Consider the following 18,124-nt stretch of genomic DNA (forward strand, 5'->3'; position numbering starts at 1 on the left):
CAAAACAGTTCAACAAAGCCACACGGTATACTGATTTTCGGGAAATGATTTACGCAAGCGCAAAGAAGTTCAGGAAAAAGTCTGCCTTCCAGATAAAGATTGGGAGCGGGAGCTACCGATATGTGAGTTATTCTCAATTTAAAGAGGGGTACAGGGCAGTAGGCACGCTTTTTCTAGATCTTGGCTTGTCCGGTAAGCGAATCGCAGTCATCGGTAAAAACAGCTATGCATGGGTGCTGCACTATGCGTGCGCCGCTTCAGTCGGTGTGGCAGTTCCAATCGATCGCGAACTGTCGCCGGAAGATATGCATCAATTCATTGTCAGTGCTGATTGTGCCGCGGTATGTGCGGACAAAGAGATACTCGAGCAATTGCAACCGATCATCAGCAGCAAACGATTACTTCTGCCTTTGCAGGACACCATGTCACCGATCCCTGCGGATGACACGCGAATTGACACGATTCCGATTGATGAAAATGAAATGAGTGTGCTTATTTTCACTTCAGGCACGTCCGGAAATCCAAAAGGTGTGTGCCTTTCTCAAAAGAATATTTGCGCTAATATTTTTGCGACTTCGCAAATCGTAAAGATCACGTCGCGCGACAAAACGCTTTCCATTCTGCCCCTTTGTCATACGTACGAATGCACTTTGGATTGCTTGCTTATTCTGTCACGCGGAGCCTGCATTGCTTACGCCGACAGTCTGAATGCCATACGCCGCAACATTCTTGAATACAGCCCAACGATTCTCGTCGTCGTTCCCGCGCTGCTTCAGCTTTTAGACAAGCGCATTCAAGCGGCTATTGTAAAGAATAGTCCGGTAAAATATCAAACCATGCTCAAAGCATCTTCAATCTCGATGACGCTTCCCAATTTGCCTGCGCTTGTAAGGATGGCGATCCGGCGAAAAGTGAAGAAATCACTTGGGGGAAAAATTCATACATGCATTGTCGGCGGAGCAGATCTTCCCTCTGCTGTGGTCGAAGATTTTCTGGCGTTTGGTATTCGAGCGTTGCAAGGCTATGGGCTCACTGAAACCGCACCTCTTTTGGCAGGAAACAATGATTTTTATTTCAATGCCAAATCGACAGGCGTTGCTGTTCCCGGCGTCGAATTGATGATCGACAGCCCCAATGATGCCGGTGTCGGCGAAATTTTGGCCAAAGGCGATAACATCATGCTTGGTTACTATAACGATCCGGTGGCCACGGCAAACACATTCCGCAACGGCTATTTTCGGACAGGTGATTTGGGATGCATTGATAAGGACGGGGCTTTATATATCAAAGGACGCATGAAGAATGTGATTGTAACAGCTAATGGCAAAAATATTTATCCTGAGGAATTAGAAGCGCGGCTCTTGGAAAAAGAGACGATTAGCGAAGCGCTTATTCTTTCTGGAAATGACCATAATGGAAGCATCTGTGTGAAGGCCAAGATATTCCCGAATTTAGATTCCATGACCGAACTAATCGGTCATCTGCCTGCAAAAGAAGAACTTCAAGCCATGATCAAATCAATTATTGATGAAGTAAACAACAAAATACCGGATTATAAACACATCCGTGTGTTCGAAATTCTAGAAAAAGAATTTGAAAAAACAACAACAAGGAAAATCAGGCGATGCGGGATAAATCTCGTTTGATAGAATTCGTCAAACAAAAACGTTCTAAAAAGACTGCACGGCTCTTACAGAACAGCCGGCCTAACGGCTACATTTAATAGGTAAACCATCTTTTTTCAGAGGAATTTTTAACTTTCTCGAATTACGATAAAAAAACAACAGCCGGCCCTTTAACAGGAACCGGCTGATGCTATAATTTGAGTTCTCCGAGCCTGAGCAGTTCAACGACTGCCTGGGAGCGTCCTTTCACACCTAATTTTTGCATGGTGTTTGAAATGTGATTACGAACAGTCTTTTCACTTATGAAGAGTTCTTTAGCTATGTCTCGGGTCGTCTTGTCTTGGACAAGCAGTTCGAAAACTTCTCTTTCCCTCTTCGTCAGCAAAGGCTTTGGACGGTGATATTCTTCCTTCAAAAATTCCCCCTCCTTGCTCAGCAAAAGAACGGTTGGGGAAGGCTTTTAGTCATTTACATTTTATGAAAACAAGGTCGATGCGTGCCAAGAATAAGTATTTTACGCAAACGCCCGTACAATGATTGCACATTGAAGATATATAGCGTTCGAAACCGCATTCAACTGCTCGATGTCGAATGTAATTCCAATCATTTAAAGCTTTCTGAGTGATTCTGCTAGGCATGGTATCACAGAACATTTTGTGACAAAAAGACCGTTCATCCGCGAATTACTGCGAATAAACGGTCGATTTAACAATCAGTGTATTTATTGATGCGGGTGCACCATTTCTTCAGGCTTAACATAGGCATCGAACTCTTCACTGGTGAGCAGGCCAAGTTTCAGAGCTGCTTCTTTTAAGCTGATGCCCTCCTGATGGGCGAGCTTTGATATTTTCGCTGATTTTTCATAGCCAATTTTGGGATTCAAGGCAGTAACCAGCATCAATGAATGATGAAGGAAATAGTCGATTTTTTCCTGATTTACTTTCATCCCTACAGTACAATGAATCGTAAACGACTGCATGACATCAGTCAATAACTTGGCAGATTGAAGAAAATTGTACCCGATAACGGGCTTGAATACGTTTAATTCAAAATTACCCTGGCTCGCTGCAAATCCAATCGCTGCATCATTCCCCATAACCTGGACGGCAACCATTGTAACGGCCTCGGCCTGGGTAGGATTTACCTTGCCGGGCATAATGGAGCTGCCCGGTTCATTTGCCGGGATCTCTAATTCGCCGAATCCGCAGCGCGGTCCGCTCGCAAGCCAGCGCACATCGTTGGCAATTTTCATTAGATCTGCCGCGAGTGCCTTTAATGCACCATGTGCCGCCACCAACGCGTCATGGCTGGTCAGCGCATGAAACTTATTATCCGATGCATAAAACTCTTTGCCAGTCATAATGCTGATTTCTTTCGCGGCCTGATCACCAAATTCCGCAGGTGCATTTAAGCCGGTTCCAACAGCAGTCCCGCCGATTGCTAAGCTCTTTAAATGATTTAGGGTTCCTTCGATGAGTGCCTTCGATTCTTTAAGCATGAACGCCCATCCGCTGATCTCTTGACCTACGGTGAGCGGAACCGCATCCTGCAAATGTGTACGACCGATTTTAACCACCTCGGCGAACTCCTGCGATTTTGCGTCAAGTGTAGCCTTCAGCTCGTCCAATGCCGGCAACAGTTGATTTTCAATCGCTTGTACGGCAGCAATATGGAGCGCAGTAGGGAACGTGTCGTTTGAGCTTTGCGCTTTATTAACATCGTCATTGGGATGAACGCGTAGGTCACTGTCTTTATCCTTCAACAGTTGATTTGCGCGATTGGCAAGCACTTCATTCATATTCATATTTGATTGCGTGCCGCTACCGGTTTGCCAAACGACAAGAGGAAACTCATCATTCCATTGTCCTGCAATTACTTCATCAGCGGCAGCTGCAATTGCCTCTGCTTTCGCTGTATTCAATGTTCCCAGTTTTTGATTTGCCAATGCTGCACTTTTTTTTAAAATTGCGAACGCATGAACAATTTCCAATGGCATCCTTTCCCAGCCTATTTTAAAATTATCCTTACTTCTTTGTGTCTGAGCTGCCCATAAGCGATCAGCCGGCACCTTAACTTCGCCGAGTGTGTCATGCTCCAGTCTATATTCCATGAATTTGTCTCTTCCCTTCCATTAATTCTATACTCAGTGTCACATAAATTACCTGATTTGTGAAATACCAATTATTAATCATTCACATTTCTGTTCATTAAGTAAAGCAGTATCGAAAAAATAAAACACATATTACGTTTATCTGTCGTAGTGAAACAGAGAAAAGACAGTTATAATAGTCAATGGAGGGATGAAGATGACGAGAAACAATACCTGTCCGCAGCCGGAACACTATGGAGACGCGACCGTACCGGCTTTCGGTTATGAACTCATAAGAAATTTACTAATTCCCGAACTGCTCGGCAAGGAAACGGCATCGATCCTGTATTGGTCGGGACGTAAAATAGCACGTCAATATCCGCTCGACAATGAGCAGCAGATTATTGACTTTTTTGATCAAGCCGGATGGGGCGTTTTGGAGCAAGTGAATAAGGAAAAAAATAAAATGACTTTTGAATGTAGTTCTCCGCTCGTTGAATCGAGAATCAAAGATTATTCGGATTCAAGCAGTTTTGCATTAGAATCAGGGTTTATTGCCGAACAGATACAGCGGCAGACCGGCTGCGTTGCTGAGAGTTATATGGAAACAAAGACCGGACGTCAAAAGAAGGTAATCTTTCTCATTAAATGGGATGTAAAGGATCCGGTTGGTACAGAAAATTAATGGTTGGCAATGATCTCAAATAAACAGCACCTCAGGGAATGAAACCCTTGAGGTGCTGTTTGATTAACTTCTAGCAAAACAGTTTACTTATATGCAGTCCACATCTTCAAACGAAAGTATCTAAGAAAAACCGGGCGAAAAGCGCCCGGTCTTTAATCTCCAGCCATGTGTGATTGGTTTGTGTCATTACAGTGTTGAATCATCGCTTCGGTTGCTCGCATCAACTGAGCGCGACCGCGGGCGCACCGCGAGCCTCCTCAGACAAGCAGAAATCTGCGGGGTCTCGCTGGCACGCGATCAACAGGGCCGCACCCGCAGGCGTCTCGCACCTCCGCTTTGATTCTCGGTCAAGGCACTGGTTTATTCGTTTAAATATGGGGTAAAATCTTATACTTTCTTTACTTGTAAAAAAAGCAGGCGGGCTGCCTGCTTTTAAAAGCCGTAATTTTTATAAACTCATGGATTCCTCTTCTGCCAAATGAAAGGTTTCATGAAGGGTATCGAGCGCCAGCATCAGTTTATTTTCATCAATAATCGTTGAGACTTTGATTTCCGACGTACTGATCATCTTGACCTTAATATCCTTTTCAGCTAAGGCATGAAACATTTCTGCCGCGACACCTGGATTTGATGCCATACCCGATCCGACAATCGAAACCTTGGCAAGTTCGGACTCAAAGATCATTTTATGATATTCAAGTTCTGCTTCCTGAGCGCGCAGCACGTCAAGTGTTTCATTGAGTACATCATGATCAACAGTGAACGAAAGACTTGTTCTTGCTTCATCGAGGACGTTCTGAACAATGACGTCAATGTTAATATGTTTCGCCGCAATTGCATCGAACACGCGCGATACCGCTGCTACATTATTTGGAAGTCCAAGCAGCGTCACCTTCGTCACATTTTTCTCAAAAGCAAGTCCTCTAACCGACTTTGTCTTCTCCATTGACACTTCCTCCTTAATTACCGTACCCTCTTCTTCGGAGAATGATGAGCATACGACCAGCTCAAGATGGCTGTTCTTCGCATACTCAACAGCGCGCGGATGTAGCACACCAGCTCCAAGATAGGCCATTTCAAGCATTTCGTCATAACTGATTTCCTTCAGCTTTCGCGCCTTTTTCACGTAGCGCGGATCTGTTGTAAAGACCCCGGTCACATCCGTGTGGATCTCACATCGCTTCGCACCGAATGCCGCTGCAATCGCCACAGCTGAAGTATCCGAACCGCCTCTGCCCAGCGTTGTGATTTCGCCGTCCTCTGTCACACCTTGGAATCCGGCCACAATCACAATCGATCCTTTCTTCAACTGTGGACGGATCAATGAGGTGTCAATTGACGAGATCTTCGCACTTTCGTGAACTGCTTCCGTTTTGATCCCGGCTTGCCAACCGGTAAATGATATTGCATGATAGCCGCGTTCGTTCAGAACCATGGACAGCAATGCGATGGTTACCTGCTCTCCTGTCGACAAAAGCACATCCATTTCCCTCTTTGACGGCCGATCGGAAATCTCTCCGGCCATTGAAACAAGTGTGTCCGTTGTTTTCCCCATTGCTGAAACAACCACAATTACTTGATTACCGGCCTCTTTTTTCTTAATAACTTTATCCGCTACCTTCTGCAACCGTTCCACTGACGCAACTGATGTTCCGCCAAACTTCATTACCGTTAAAGCCACTGCACTCGCTCCTTTAAACTATGACCGGCATTATTATCTTCGCTCTTTCCGGATCCTCTGTAATGAAGACACGGGATCACTTGATAAGAACGTGCTCCTCATTATTCGTTATCGTCAGTGACAAAAAGAACAGCGAGAGATCCCCGCTGTTGAACAGTCAATCGTTTTTCAACATGCTGAGATAGTTCTCCACACTTTTAAAAGTAATTTTAAAAAAGTATGACAGCCCTGCACTTGTTCAGTGCAGATCCAGCCCGGAACGATGATGAAGTCGTTCCGGCTTCGGCAGGTTTCCCTTTCCGCCGCGGTCAATGAATTCCATCTTTCTCGCGCGGCTTACTAATGAAGACTGCTCCTCTATCACTTCAGATATTTGAAAATTAAGTTACGGAAATTATAACAAACCTAGCGAACCGAGACAATACCCTTTATTGCTCCGTGTCCAAATAGTTTCTCATTGATTCAGCCACTTTTTCAGGTAATCCGGCTTCTTGCAATTCTTCTCGGCTTGCTTCGCGTATTTTTTTCATCGAACCGAATTTGCGTAGCAGCATTTGCTTACGCTGCCTGCCGATTCCCGGAATGTCGTCCAGCAGAGAGTGAATCATCGATTTCGCGCGGACCTGTCGATGGAAAGTAATAGCGAATCGATGCACCTCATCTTGGATACGCTGCAACAAGTAAAATGCTTGACTGTTTCGCGCCAGTGAGACGAGCTGAGGAGGTTCGCCGATGACAAGCTGTGATGTTCGATGCTTATCGTCCTTCACAAGTCCGGCAACAGGAACATAGAGGCCAAACTCATTTTCGAGCACGTCAATCGCTGCGGAAAGCTGCCCTTTACCCCCGTCAATCAGAATCAAATCGGGCAGCGGTTTGCCTTCTTTCAAAATGCGTGCGTAACGCCTGCGCACAACCTCGCGCATCGTCGCATAATCGTCCGGTCCATTTACTGTCTTCACACGATATTTCCGGTAGTCATTTTTCTTTGGGCGCCCATCCTCGAACACAACCATTGCTGAAACCGGATCGGCCCCTTGGATATTCGAGTTATCGAACGTTTCAATGCGGCGCGGTGCCGGCATGTCCAAGGCTTCTCCAAGCTGTTCAACTGCTCCGATCGTCCGCTTCTCATCACGCTCGATCAGGGCAAATTTTTCCTTAAGTGCGATGCCGGCATTTTTGACCGCCATCGCAACAAGATCTTTTTTTCGTCCGCGCTGAGGTTGAAGGACTTCGGTTTCCAACATCTGTTCAATCAGGCTCTGATCGACCGAATTCGGGATCAGAACTTCTTTCGGCTTAATGTGATTTTGATGGCTATAAAATTGACCGATAAAAGTCAGGAAGTCTTCCTCAGGCTCTTGATAAAATGGGAACAGTGACACCTTACGCTCAATCAATTTTCCTTGGCGCATGAAGAACACCTGGACACACATCCATCCTTTGTCAAAGGCGTAGCCAAAGACGTCGCGATCATCCAAATCATTAAAAATAATTTTTTGTTTCTCCATTACCGTTTCAATATTGCTAATCTGGTCACGCAGTTCCTTCGCCTTTTCAAAATTGAGCTGTTCGGAGGCTTCAAGCATTTCTTCTTTCAGGCGTTTTTTCACATCCTGGTAACCGCCATTGAGAAAACGCGTAATGTCATCGGCCATTGACTCATAGGTTTCTTTCGGAATATCGTAAACGCATGGTGCCAAACACTGCCCGATATGATAGTACAAGCAGACTCGGTTTGGCAAAGTGCGGCATTTGCGCAATGGATAGAGATGATCGAGCAGCCGCTTCGTCTCGTTTGCGGCAGTAACGTTTGGATAGGGACCGAAATACTTGCCGCTCTTTCGATTCACCTTGCGCGTAATAATCAGCCGTGGGTACTTCTCAGTCGTCAGCTTAATAAATGGATAGCTCTTATCATCCTTCAGCATGATGTTGTATCTCGGCTCATACTTCTTGATTAAATTGATCTCGAGCAGCAGTGACTCGATTTCTGATGAAACAACAATATACTCAAAATCAGCGATATCCGCAACGAGCCGCTGCGTCTTCGCATCATGGGAACCGCTGAAGTAGGAATGGACGCGATTGAACAGATTCTTCGCTTTCCCTACATATATAATCTCTCCTTGAGTGTTCTTCATTTGATAGCAGCCAGGCTGCTTCGGAAGCAAGCTCAGCTTTTCTTTTATTTTCTGATTGACCATCAGTTATCGATCATCCTTTGTTTCTTGATTCTTGCATACTATCTTTTATTATCTAAGAGATCAGAAAAACATTCAACTTTTTAGAGTCCGGAACAAAAAAGGACAGTGGCGAAAAAATAAGCGCCTCTGTCCAAGCTTAGATCTATTCGTTTAAAAAATAGTCATCAGAATAGGAATTTCAATCATACTGAGGAGCGTTGTTTCCGTCACCATTACGGCCGCATAGTCCGAATCTGCATGATACAATTCTGAGACAACCGGGGCATTCGTCATGACCGGCATCGCCGACTGCAAAATAAAGACCTCCTTCATGAGTGCGGGCATCGGTGCCGGCAGCACCAACAAGGTCATAATTGCAGGTGCTGCAACAAAACGGCCGATCAGGACACCAATATTGTCCTTATTAAGACGGAGTTTGCTCAGACCCGCCTGATGAATCGCAATACCAATAAAAATCATCGATAACGGAATGGTGAGCCCGCCGATATAGTTAAAATCGGACATTAAAAAAGCGGGCAGCTTCACATGCAGAAGAACCAGAATAACACCTACTATAAAGCCAAGCAGCGGCGGTGAAAAAATTTTACCGAGCGTTTGCTTCCAACTGATTTTGCTTAGATAGTTTCCATCACGTTGAATCAGGTAGACACCCAGTGTCCAGAAAAAAGTCGTATTGGCCATATAAAATACAAGAACATAGGGAAGACTTTGCTCACCGAACAGAGCAAGATTAACAGGCAGACCGATGAAAACCGTATTCGAGTTGCAAAACATTGATTTGAACAATCCGCTATGATTTTTCTGAACAGAAAAGATCTTAACTGCCCAAAATGAGATGGCGAACAAAATCAGCATCGACAGAATCGGAAAGCGCAGATTCGGCAGTAATTCAATTAATTCTTTACTTGTAAAATGGTTGGTAATTGTGCTAATCATATAAGCAGGAAGCGCAATTTGCGTTACCAATTTAGCAATTAATTTACTTGTTTTTTTATCAAACCAGCCGCGATGAGCCAATACATAACCCACGCTGATCATTATAATTATGACTAAAATCCCTTGAATGCCTTGAAAAAAGGTGCCCACCTGAGTGCCTCCACAACTGACATGCGTCAACTATTCACTGTCATTTTTTACTTTCTTGTATCAATGAGCATACCTCTTAGCCAGAATCATAGTCAATAACTATTTTAAAAATTAAAACAATAATTTGTGACAGTATATTGTCAATGCTTTACAAGCCGGCATGCTGATCAGCGCACGAAAAAACCGGGCGTCGCCGCATATAAATGCGATACGTCCCGGTTTTCCATGGATTTCACTATATTTTTTACTAATCAATCAGCCGATATGCTGTTTGATGCGTTCAGCAAGGGCTTCTTTCGGTTGGAAGCCGACAACTTTGTCAACCACTTCGCCGTCTTTGAACAAGAACATGGTAGGAATACTCATAACTCCGTACTTGCTTGCTGTCGCTTGATTTTCATCAACATCCAGCTTTACGATTTTAAGATTATCTGCTAATTCGGAATTCACTTCTTCCAAAACAGGTGCCATCATTTTGCATGGTCCGCACCAAGTAGCCCAAAAATCGGCTAAAACAAGTCCCTTTGAAGTTTCATCCGCAAAATTTGCATCGTTTACCTGACTAATTGCCATTACAGAAAGACCTCCTCAAATAGTTCAATATGCTCTATGTCACACAGTATAGCATGTGCCAACACGAGATTCCATTATTCAGCTTGGCGCACACATTACTTGAATTCAACGACCGTCACGCCGCTGCCGCCTTCACCCTGGGCACCGAGACGCGACGCCTTCACACGCGGGTGGCGATCGATTAATTGAGTGACACCCTTGCGCAGTGCACCGGTACCCTTACCATGAATGATCGAGACGCGTGCATAGCCTGCAAGCAGCGCTTCATCCAAGTATTTCTCAACCTTCAGCATCGCATCTTCATAGCGTTCGCCGCGGAGGTCAAGTTCCGGACGCACCGTTTGTCCTGAAGTACGCACATTAACGACCGGTTTAACCTTCTTCTCTTCTTTAACTTTTTTCAAATCGCTTGCTTTGACATTCATTTTCAAGATACCGGCTTGTACCAGATATTCTTGATCACCGATTTTATTGACAATGTATCCGGTCTGACCGAAACTGATAATCTTTACCGCGTCGCCAGGCTGAAACCCAGATACCACTTTTTGAACAGGCTTCGACGTATTGGACGAATCTTTTTGTTCAAGAGAATCCAGCGCATGCGCCAATTTGGTCTTTGCGTCAATGAGTTGATGCTCCTTGACCAAGCCGTTATTTTTAAATTGGTGCAGCTCATTTATAATTTCCTCTGCCTCGCGCCGTGCATCTTTAAGCGCCTGCTCCGCTTTCTCGCGCGCTTTCTTCAGAATGTCCTCTTTTGAGCGTTCCAATTCATTCAAGCGCTTAGACAAATCTGCTTCTTTTGCTTCTACTTCAAGCTTCAGATGACGTGCTTTTTCTTCCTCCATCTCGGCAGCTTTCCGATTCTTTTCCAATGAAGCGATCATCTTATCGACCTGGTTGGTCTCGCGGCTGATCTGGAGTCTGGCGCCGTCAATAATATCGGCCGGTAAGCCTAATTTCCGTGAAATTTCAAACGCGTTGCTTCGTCCCGGAACACCGAGAAGCAAGCGATAAGTCGGGCTCAGTGTTTCCACATCGAATTCAACACTAGCGTTCATGACACCCGGCCGTTCATATGCATATGCTTTTAGCTCGCTGTAATGGGTCGTACAGACAATTGTGGCTCCTTTACCATAAACGGCATCGAGAATCGACATAGACAAAGCTGCACCTTCCTGAGGGTCAGTTCCTGCACCCAGCTCATCGAAGAGAACAAGGCTGTTAAAATCGACCATCTTCAAGATTTTAACAATATTCGTCATGTGTGACGAAAAGGTACTGAGACTCTGCTCAATCGATTGTTCATCACCAATATCAGCAAAGACTTCGCGGAATACACTCGCTTCCGATTCTTCGTCAACCGGTATTTGAAGCCCGGATTGTGCCATGAGCGTAAGCAAACCAATCGTTTTCAACGATACCGTTTTGCCTCCGGTATTCGGTCCTGTGACAATTAGTGCATGTGTGTGCTCGTCAAATACAACATCAATCGGGACAACTTGGTCCTGATTAATCAATGGATGACGTGCTTTCTTCAGACGGATAATGCCGCTGTCATTCAGCTTTGGACGTGTCGCTTTCATCTGGTGTCCGTATGCGGCTTTGGCAAAAATAAAGTCGAGCTGTGCCAATCCCTCAACGTTTTCCAACATCGGTTCGGCAAATTCTGCTGTTTCTTCCGAAAGGACACGCAAGATCCGCTCAATTTCATGCCGTTCTTTTGCCCGTGCTTCACTGAGCTGATTATTTAAGTCAACGATCGCTTGTGGTTCAATAAATAAGGTTGCACCTGAAGCAGACTGATCATGGACAATACCGCCGAACGATCCGCGATATTCCTGTTTGACCGGAATTACCTGACGATCATTACGAATTGTAATAATCTGTTCGGAAAGCATTTTTGCTGTTCCACTCGAACGGACAATACTCTCCAGTTTCTGCTTCACCCTGCTGTCACAGGTTCGGATCTGGCTGCGAATATGACGCAAAGCCGGACTTGCCGAGTCCATAACACCGCCTTGATCGTCAATTGTGCTACGGATTTTCCGTTCCAGGCTGCCCGGAGGATCAATCGAATCTGCGAGTTCCATCAAAATTGGAAGTTCAAGTTCTCTTTCCTCGATCAAATCCGTAATAAAATTTTTCATCAGACGGGCGCCGCGAATGGTGTCGGCAATATCAATCAGTTCTTTTGCCTGAAGAATACCGCCTATTTTGGAACGTTTCAGCGCTTGACGCACATCAGTAATACCGCCAAAAGGTACAGATCCCCTTAATCGGAGTACCGTTGCTCCTTCATCAGTTTCCTCCTGCATTCGTTTAACTTCATTCAAGCTGTCTGCAGGCGTCAGATCCGCAATTCGGTTTTTTCCTAATGAAGAAGCTGTATAATGCATTAATTGCTGTTTGATTTTTTCATATTCTAGAATTCTCAGTGCATGTTCATTCACAAATAACATCTCCCTCTATCTGAGGATGGTCATCATTCAAAAGGCCTTTTTATTCTTAAAAAAGTCCATAAGCCGATCTGTCGGCCAAGTATTAATAACGTTCTGCGGCTCGATGCCGGCACGAATAGCCGTCTCAACACCCAATTTCATGTCTTCCATCATTTTCAGCGAGTGGCTGTCCGTATTAATCGCGATTTTCACGCCTGCCTCTTGCACCTTGCTGAGCCACTCTGAAGATAAATCCAATCGGAACCGACTGGCATTCAGTTCAAGAGCCGTTCCGGTTTCCTTAGCTAATTCAATCAACCGACTCACATCAACGGCATATCCGTGACGTTTTCCGAGCATTCGTCCGGTCGGGTGTGCAATCAGACGAACATAAGGATTTCGACAGGCGTTCTCCAAACGCTTCATAATTTGCTTCTTATCCTGCGAGAAAGAAGAATGGATGGATGCAATCACAAAGTCCAGTCTGCTCAGAACTTCATTTGGATAATCCAGTGATCCGTCAGGCAAAATATCCATCTCAATGCCCGAGAAAAGTGTAAAATCATCATAATGCTCATTAATCTTCTTTACTTTTTCATTTTGTTCTAATAAACGTTCTGAACTTAGCCCATTTGCAACACGAAGCGACTGAGAATGATCGGTCAGACATGCGTAGAGATAACCTCTTGAGCGCATTGCTTCGGCCATTTCAGAGATCGTATGCGATCCGTCGCTCCACGTTGAGTGCATATGAAGATCGCCTTTGATATCCGATAACTTTATTAAGTTCAACGGTCCCTTTTTCGCAAGATCCAATTCAGATTTTCCTTCTCGCGCTTGTGGAGGAATAAAAGACATGCCAAAGTAGCGGTAGATATCTTCTTCACTTTTAAAAGTTTGCACGGAACCGTCTTCCCGTTCAATCCCATATTCGCTGATTTTTTCGTTGCGTTCCTTTGCCAATCTACGTAAAAGAACATTGTGATCCTTGGATCCGGTAAAGTGTAGCAGCATCGATGCATAGATTTCCTGTGTCGCAAAGCGAAAGTCGATGGATACTTGATTCGGATCATCAAGTTGCACCGTCATTTTTGCATCACCTTGCCCGACAACCTCATGAATCGGCAGTTTCTCAATAAGCTGTCGCGACACAGCCTCAGGATCAGCAGTCTCAATCACAAAATCCAGATCCTTCATTTTCTCTTTTGCTCGTCTGAGGCTGCCTGCGTGCGCAAAACGGCTTACCGTTTCGATTGAACGTAATACCCGTTCGACTTTTTCAGCCAGATCAAGCATATAAGGGATTGGCAGTTCTTTCGGACGATGAAGCTGTTCATTCAGTGATTGCAACAGATGTTCTTCCGTTTTTTTCCCGAATCCTGCCAATTGGCTGACTTTCCCCTGCTCGCAGGCATCTTTCAATGTATCACGATCAACAACGCCGAGCTCTCGATACATTTTCCCAATCTTTTTCCCGCCGAGTCCAGGCAAGCGAAGAAGATCGAGCAAACTATGAGGTATGTCTTTTTCAAGTGCCAACAAGACAGACGACTCGCCTTGCGCCATTAATTCCTCAATGACCTGCGCCGTTGATTTACCGATTCCTTTAATTTTACTTAAATCACTCATTCCTGCCATCGAACGCGGATCATTCTCCAAGGCAAGACCTGCGCGATGATAAGCAGCGACTTTAAATGGGTTTTCACCCTTTATTTCCAGATACAGTGCAATGGTATCCAGCTGATTTATAATTTGCTTTTTATTCACAATCTTCACCTTTTATATCGTGCAAATGAAAGCCCTGTTTTCTTAGCCCACCCAACCTGCGAATGCGACCCACATCTCTTTTAACATATCTGAAAAGTAGGGGGTGCTCGTAATCATTGATTGTGCCAGCGAGGATTGATCAATCGCCGATTGAATTCCGCCGACCGGTGTCAGTGAACCGGCATACAGCAAGAAGAAAATAATCAAATAGGCTTCAACGAAACCAATCAGCGCTCCGCTCAAATGATTGACAGAACGAAGAATCGGCAGTTCAGCAAGGAAATTCAGCATTGAACCTAGGATTGTCAATACAATCTTTGTGGCGATAAATAATATAATAAAAGCGATCGCCCGATAATAAGCAGTCTGCAAATCCATATTTCCGAGGAATTGAAACAGATCACTTTGAGAAGCCGACGAAGGGAATGGAATCCAAAATTTCAACGTTCCCGCAAGCGGCTTAAAATAAATCATCGCAATGATATAGGCAACGACAAAGCCCGCAAGATGCACCAATTGCAAAATCAGACCGCGACGAAATCCATTAAAGAATCCGGATGCGAGTATGATCAATATAATGAGTGTGAGAAGCATAAGATCGATCCCAACTTTCTTTCCTATGTAAAATGAGCGCCGTCCCAATAAAACAAGGCAAACGTTGACACTTTTTAGTCTTATCATATCAGAAACGGCGGCAGATGAAAAATGTGAGTATCTGTCGATTCGCCGATACTAAGAACCGTTTTTGTGAGGTTTCATTGTTCTTGATTACAGACCATCAGGTATTCATCACAATGATTCCATTCATGATCAATGATCAGCCTGTCTTTGCACCAATCAAATATCTCCTGTAAGTAACCAAAAAGGATGACAAAATTGTCATCCTTTTTAATGCCATATAACCTTGTTTATTTCACAACTTATTTACCCGTAGTAATCGTATCCTTTGCCAAGGTATAAATCGTTTCCCCTTTTCCGAAAACGGATTCCCAATCGGCAGTGAAATCAGTGACCGCTTTATTGATGGCCGGCATGCCTAAAGCGGAAGCCAAAATATCCGCGCTCATGGTCGCTGCCTGAGCACCCACTTCAAACGCTGTATTGACCTGACCGACATTTTTAAAGCTGGCGGCAAGAATTTTTGTGCGGCTGCCTGTTCGTTCAATGGCTTTAGCCAGTTCTGCTATTGATGCTTTGGCATCAATGTTCATGTTTTCCATCCGGTTGAAATAAGGGGCAATATAATCAGCACCTGCCTGGATAGCCAGATAGCCTTGAAATTTCGTATAGATTGCTGTTGCGGTAACGTTTACATTTTCTTGTTTCAAACGTTTGATGGCAGCCAAACCCGCCTCGGTTACCGGAACCTTGATGTACACATTGCGATCCACATTTTCTAACACGGTATGTGCATCCTTGATCATGTCTTCCGTATCTTCCGAGACAACCTGTACATGAAGTGTTGCCTGATCGCCAATGATCGACCGAACCGTTTTTAAGTGCGTGAACAGATCAATTTTGCCTTCTTTTTTAACAATTGACGGATTAGAGGTCACCCCGGCAAGTGGAATCACCTTAACATATCTCTTAATTGCGTCCAAATGAATCGTATCAAGTAGAAACTCCATATCGAACACTCCCTTTTCAGTATTTGCACATTTGTGATCTTATTATCCATCTCTAATGATTACGCTTTCATCGTAGCATGAAATGAATTATGAATACATACTCTCACATATTTAATATTCTTCTGTGCATAATAAATCCTGATAATAAGCGATTTTTTGGAATAAAAAGCAGATATTCATGCACATATGTGCACAAGTCAATCATAATCGTGCTATTTTTATAATCGCTTGGGCAGTTTCACTATCCGTTATAAGCGTGTTCATATAGGGAGTCTTTAGCAAAGCATGAATAGACGGCACTTTGTTTAACGAACGTGCCACACCAATTGAGTAAGGTACTTTTGCCAACAATTCCGGATCAATTCCGATCGTACGATTATAGATGCTCTCCTTCAGAATGTGTCCATCCTCATCAAAGAATCTGCAGCAAAAGTCGCCAATTGCTTGATGATTTGCCAAGTTATGATTATCCACAACCGTTAAATAATCACGCCAGCTGCTTTCTTTACTGTTCAATGGTCCGCCAATGCCAAACATAGCGATGTCCAGTTGCTCCCAATAGGACTTAATCTCCTGAAAATCATGTCCATTCATGATCGCATCGCGCAGCATTTTGGAATCTTGAATGGCTCCCGCATTAATAAAAATGCTTTCTCCACCAAAATGCCTGGCAAGATCATAAATAATTGCGTTCACATGATAGCGTGAATTCACATGGCTCGGCCCACCAACAACAGGGACAAACGTCGCATTTGTTTTTTTGACTCCTTTCAGCTTGCCGATCATGCTTGCAAGTGAGGAACCCCAACTCAATCCGACCGTTTCTCCACCTTTGATCAGCTGCTTTAAATAAAAAGCCGCTTCTTCAGCCAGTTTTTCATCCTTTTCGGTTTCCGTATCATTCCGGCTCGTTGAAATGACCACAACCTCTTTCATGTGAAAAATCTTTTGCAGTTGAGACTCGAGTTCATAAATTTCAGGATCAAAATCGTGGATCTGAATAGCGACAATGCCCTCGGCTCTCGCCTGAGTCAACATGCGGCTGATGCTCGTCCGGTAAATGTTCAGTTCCTTCGAAATCTCGCTCTGCGTCTTGCTCTTAATATAATAAAGATAAGCGATTTTAGTTAACAGACGCTTTTTATTATTTTCCACAGTACCTCACCCTCAAATCACAGATCAACGTAATGCCAACTGATTTGGACTATACCAGTATTCGCCGATTTGCCCATCTCAATTTGCAATGATGACTTTTGTCTTTGTTGCGATTGGTTCAAGCACTTCTTCAGGTGCCCGCTTATCCGTAATCACACAATCAACGCTTCCCCAATCGGCTGCCTTTACAAATGAACTTTTAGAAAATTTCGAGTGATCAAGCAGAACAATTTTCGTCTGACATTTTGCAAGCAGTGCACGCTTCATTTCGGCATCTGCAAAACTCGATGTACAAAAACCATCTCGGTTCATGACACCGCTGGATCCGAAAAATCCGATATCAATGCGGATATCATTGAGTGCCTGACTTGTAAAGTTTCCTTGAAATGACATATCTGCCTTACTGTAATGACCGCCGACACAGTAAAAGTCATTGCTTCCATTCATTAACTCCATGATTGCGGTCAAAGAACTGGTGAGAACAGTCTTTCCCTGATAATGATTAAGATATCGTGCGAGAAGAGCAACCGTACTCCCTTGATCAAGTCCGATGACACAAGAGGTTTCAGGTAAAAATTCAAGCGCAGCTTTCACAATTTTTGTCTTGTCATCCAGAAATGTGGTCGTTCGATTGATTACCGGTTCGATTGCATCCGATTGATCAAGCACTGCTCCTCCATAAACCGTTTTAGAAATTCCTTGTTCTTCCAAGTATTTCAGATCTTTTCTAATTGTCTCATCAGACACATGGAAGTGTTCAACCAGTTGCCTAACCTTTATTTTTTTATTTTCAATGAGTAGTTGCGTCATCTGTTCGCGCCGTTGCTGAATTTCTGATGCCTTCACATGTAAACGCCCCGATCTTTTAACTGAACCAATTATACCATGAAATCGTTATAATTCATTATAAAATTTGGCACTTATGTGTTATATGCTATCAAATCCAAGTTTCTCATTGAATGTTTCTTTATATTCTTTATAATAGGGGATGTAGATAGATAAGAAAAACCGAGCAAAAAGCGCCCGGTCCTTAATCTCCAGCCATGTGTGATTGGTTTGTGTCTTTACAGTGTTGAATCATCGCTTCGGTTGCTCGCTTGCCGCGGGCGCACCGCGAGCCTCCTCAGACAAGCAGAAATCTGCGGGGTCTCGCTGGCACGCTGATCCCGCAGGCGTCTCGCACC

At 44.2% G+C, this 18,124-nt stretch carries 14 protein-coding genes and 1 riboswitch; of the genes, 2 read left to right on the top strand and 12 right to left on the bottom strand.

Annotation, left to right across the window (positions count from 1 at the left end):
• Window positions 1–44 precede the first annotated feature (44 nt).
• Window positions 45–1,646 carry an AMP-binding protein gene (locus tag NOM01_RS01235; protein ID WP_255745998.1) on the top strand — a complete coding sequence of 534 codons (1,602 nt, stop codon included), beginning with the start codon at window positions 45–47 and terminating at the stop codon, window positions 1,644–1,646.
• A 169-nt stretch (window positions 1,647–1,815) separates the two neighbouring features.
• Here NOM01_RS01235 and NOM01_RS01240 read toward each other — a convergent pair whose 3' ends face one another.
• A complete protein-coding gene (locus tag NOM01_RS01240) occupies window positions 1,816–2,040 on the bottom strand; it encodes a helix-turn-helix domain-containing protein (RefSeq protein WP_010026148.1) in 225 nt (74 codons plus the stop codon).
• A 306-nt stretch (window positions 2,041–2,346) separates the two neighbouring features.
• Window positions 2,347–3,735 (bottom strand): class II fumarate hydratase, encoded by a 1,389-nt coding sequence (fumC, locus tag NOM01_RS01245; RefSeq protein WP_255745684.1) that lies wholly within the window; start codon window positions 3,733–3,735, stop codon window positions 2,347–2,349.
• Between the two features lie 196 nt (window positions 3,736–3,931).
• Between fumC and NOM01_RS01250 the strand changes: the two genes are divergently transcribed.
• Window positions 3,932–4,399: a YslB family protein gene (locus NOM01_RS01250; RefSeq protein WP_255745687.1), complete on the top strand. Its 468-nt coding sequence runs from the start codon at window positions 3,932–3,934 to the stop codon at window positions 4,397–4,399.
• 448 nt (window positions 4,400–4,847) lie between these two features.
• Here the strand turns inward: NOM01_RS01250 and NOM01_RS01255 are convergent, their stop codons facing one another.
• The 10 genes from NOM01_RS01255 to NOM01_RS01300 form a co-directional block, all read right to left on the bottom strand.
• Window positions 4,848–6,080, bottom strand: a complete 1,233-nt coding sequence (locus tag NOM01_RS01255) for an aspartate kinase (RefSeq protein ID WP_255745690.1) — start codon at window positions 6,078–6,080, stop codon at window positions 4,848–4,850.
• Between the two features lie 174 nt (window positions 6,081–6,254).
• A riboswitch (Lysine riboswitch) is annotated at window positions 6,255–6,448 on the bottom strand.
• 60 nt (window positions 6,449–6,508) lie between these two features.
• Complete coding sequence (gene uvrC / locus NOM01_RS01260) at window positions 6,509–8,290, bottom strand: excinuclease ABC subunit UvrC (RefSeq protein WP_255745693.1); 1,782 nt, start codon at window positions 8,288–8,290, stop codon at window positions 6,509–6,511.
• A 150-nt stretch (window positions 8,291–8,440) separates the two neighbouring features.
• Window positions 8,441–9,376 carry an AEC family transporter gene (locus NOM01_RS01265; RefSeq protein ID WP_255745696.1) on the bottom strand — a complete coding sequence of 312 codons (936 nt, stop codon included), beginning with the start codon at window positions 9,374–9,376 and terminating at the stop codon, window positions 8,441–8,443.
• A gap of 255 nt (window positions 9,377–9,631) precedes the next feature.
• On the bottom strand, window positions 9,632–9,949 hold the full coding sequence (gene trxA, locus NOM01_RS01270) for a thioredoxin (RefSeq protein WP_253058713.1): 318 nt from the start codon (window positions 9,947–9,949) through the stop codon (window positions 9,632–9,634).
• A 95-nt stretch (window positions 9,950–10,044) separates the two neighbouring features.
• Window positions 10,045–12,402, bottom strand: a complete 2,358-nt coding sequence (locus tag NOM01_RS01275; protein WP_255745698.1) for an endonuclease MutS2 — start codon at window positions 12,400–12,402, stop codon at window positions 10,045–10,047.
• Window positions 12,403–12,438: 36 nt separating this feature from the next.
• Complete coding sequence (polX, locus tag NOM01_RS01280) at window positions 12,439–14,166, bottom strand: DNA polymerase/3'-5' exonuclease PolX (protein WP_255745701.1); 1,728 nt, start codon at window positions 14,164–14,166, stop codon at window positions 12,439–12,441.
• A gap of 33 nt (window positions 14,167–14,199) precedes the next feature.
• Entirely contained in the window at window positions 14,200–14,751 is a 552-nt protein-coding gene (locus NOM01_RS01285) for a CvpA family protein (RefSeq protein ID WP_255745704.1), read from the bottom strand.
• A gap of 326 nt (window positions 14,752–15,077) precedes the next feature.
• Complete coding sequence (locus NOM01_RS01290) at window positions 15,078–15,785, bottom strand: fructose-6-phosphate aldolase (RefSeq protein ID WP_255745706.1); 708 nt, start codon at window positions 15,783–15,785, stop codon at window positions 15,078–15,080.
• 201 nt (window positions 15,786–15,986) lie between these two features.
• On the bottom strand, window positions 15,987–16,940 hold the full coding sequence (locus NOM01_RS01295; RefSeq protein ID WP_255745709.1) for a sugar-binding transcriptional regulator: 954 nt from the start codon (window positions 16,938–16,940) through the stop codon (window positions 15,987–15,989).
• A 78-nt stretch (window positions 16,941–17,018) separates the two neighbouring features.
• The gene (locus NOM01_RS01300; RefSeq protein ID WP_255745712.1) at window positions 17,019–17,786 is read right to left on the bottom strand and encodes a DeoR/GlpR family DNA-binding transcription regulator; all 768 of its coding nucleotides are present in this window, start codon (window positions 17,784–17,786) and stop codon (window positions 17,019–17,021) included.
• Between the last annotated feature and the right edge of the window lie 338 nt (window positions 17,787–18,124).

Source organism: Sporolactobacillus sp. STSJ-5 (assembly GCF_024385605.1).
GTDB lineage: Bacteria > Bacillota > Bacilli > Bacillales > Sporolactobacillaceae > Sporolactobacillus.

Excerpts from the sequence above, each read along its gene's own strand:
- NOM01_RS01235 (WP_255745998.1), top strand. The coding sequence starts at position 45 with ATGATTTACGCAAGCGCAAAGAAGTTCAGGAAAAAGTCTGCCTTCCAG.
- fumC (WP_255745684.1), bottom strand. The coding sequence starts at position 3,735 with ATGGAATATAGACTGGAGCATGACACACTCGGCGAAGTTAAGGTGCCG.
- NOM01_RS01250 (WP_255745687.1), top strand. The coding sequence starts at position 3,932 with ATGACGAGAAACAATACCTGTCCGCAGCCGGAACACTATGGAGACGCG.
- uvrC (WP_255745693.1), bottom strand. The coding sequence starts at position 8,290 with ATGGTCAATCAGAAAATAAAAGAAAAGCTGAGCTTGCTTCCGAAGCAG.
- trxA (WP_253058713.1), bottom strand. The coding sequence starts at position 9,949 with ATGGCAATTAGTCAGGTAAACGATGCAAATTTTGCGGATGAAACTTCA.
- NOM01_RS01285 (WP_255745704.1), bottom strand. The coding sequence starts at position 14,751 with ATGCTTCTCACACTCATTATATTGATCATACTCGCATCCGGATTCTTT.
- NOM01_RS01290 (WP_255745706.1), bottom strand. The coding sequence starts at position 15,785 with ATGGAGTTTCTACTTGATACGATTCATTTGGACGCAATTAAGAGATAT.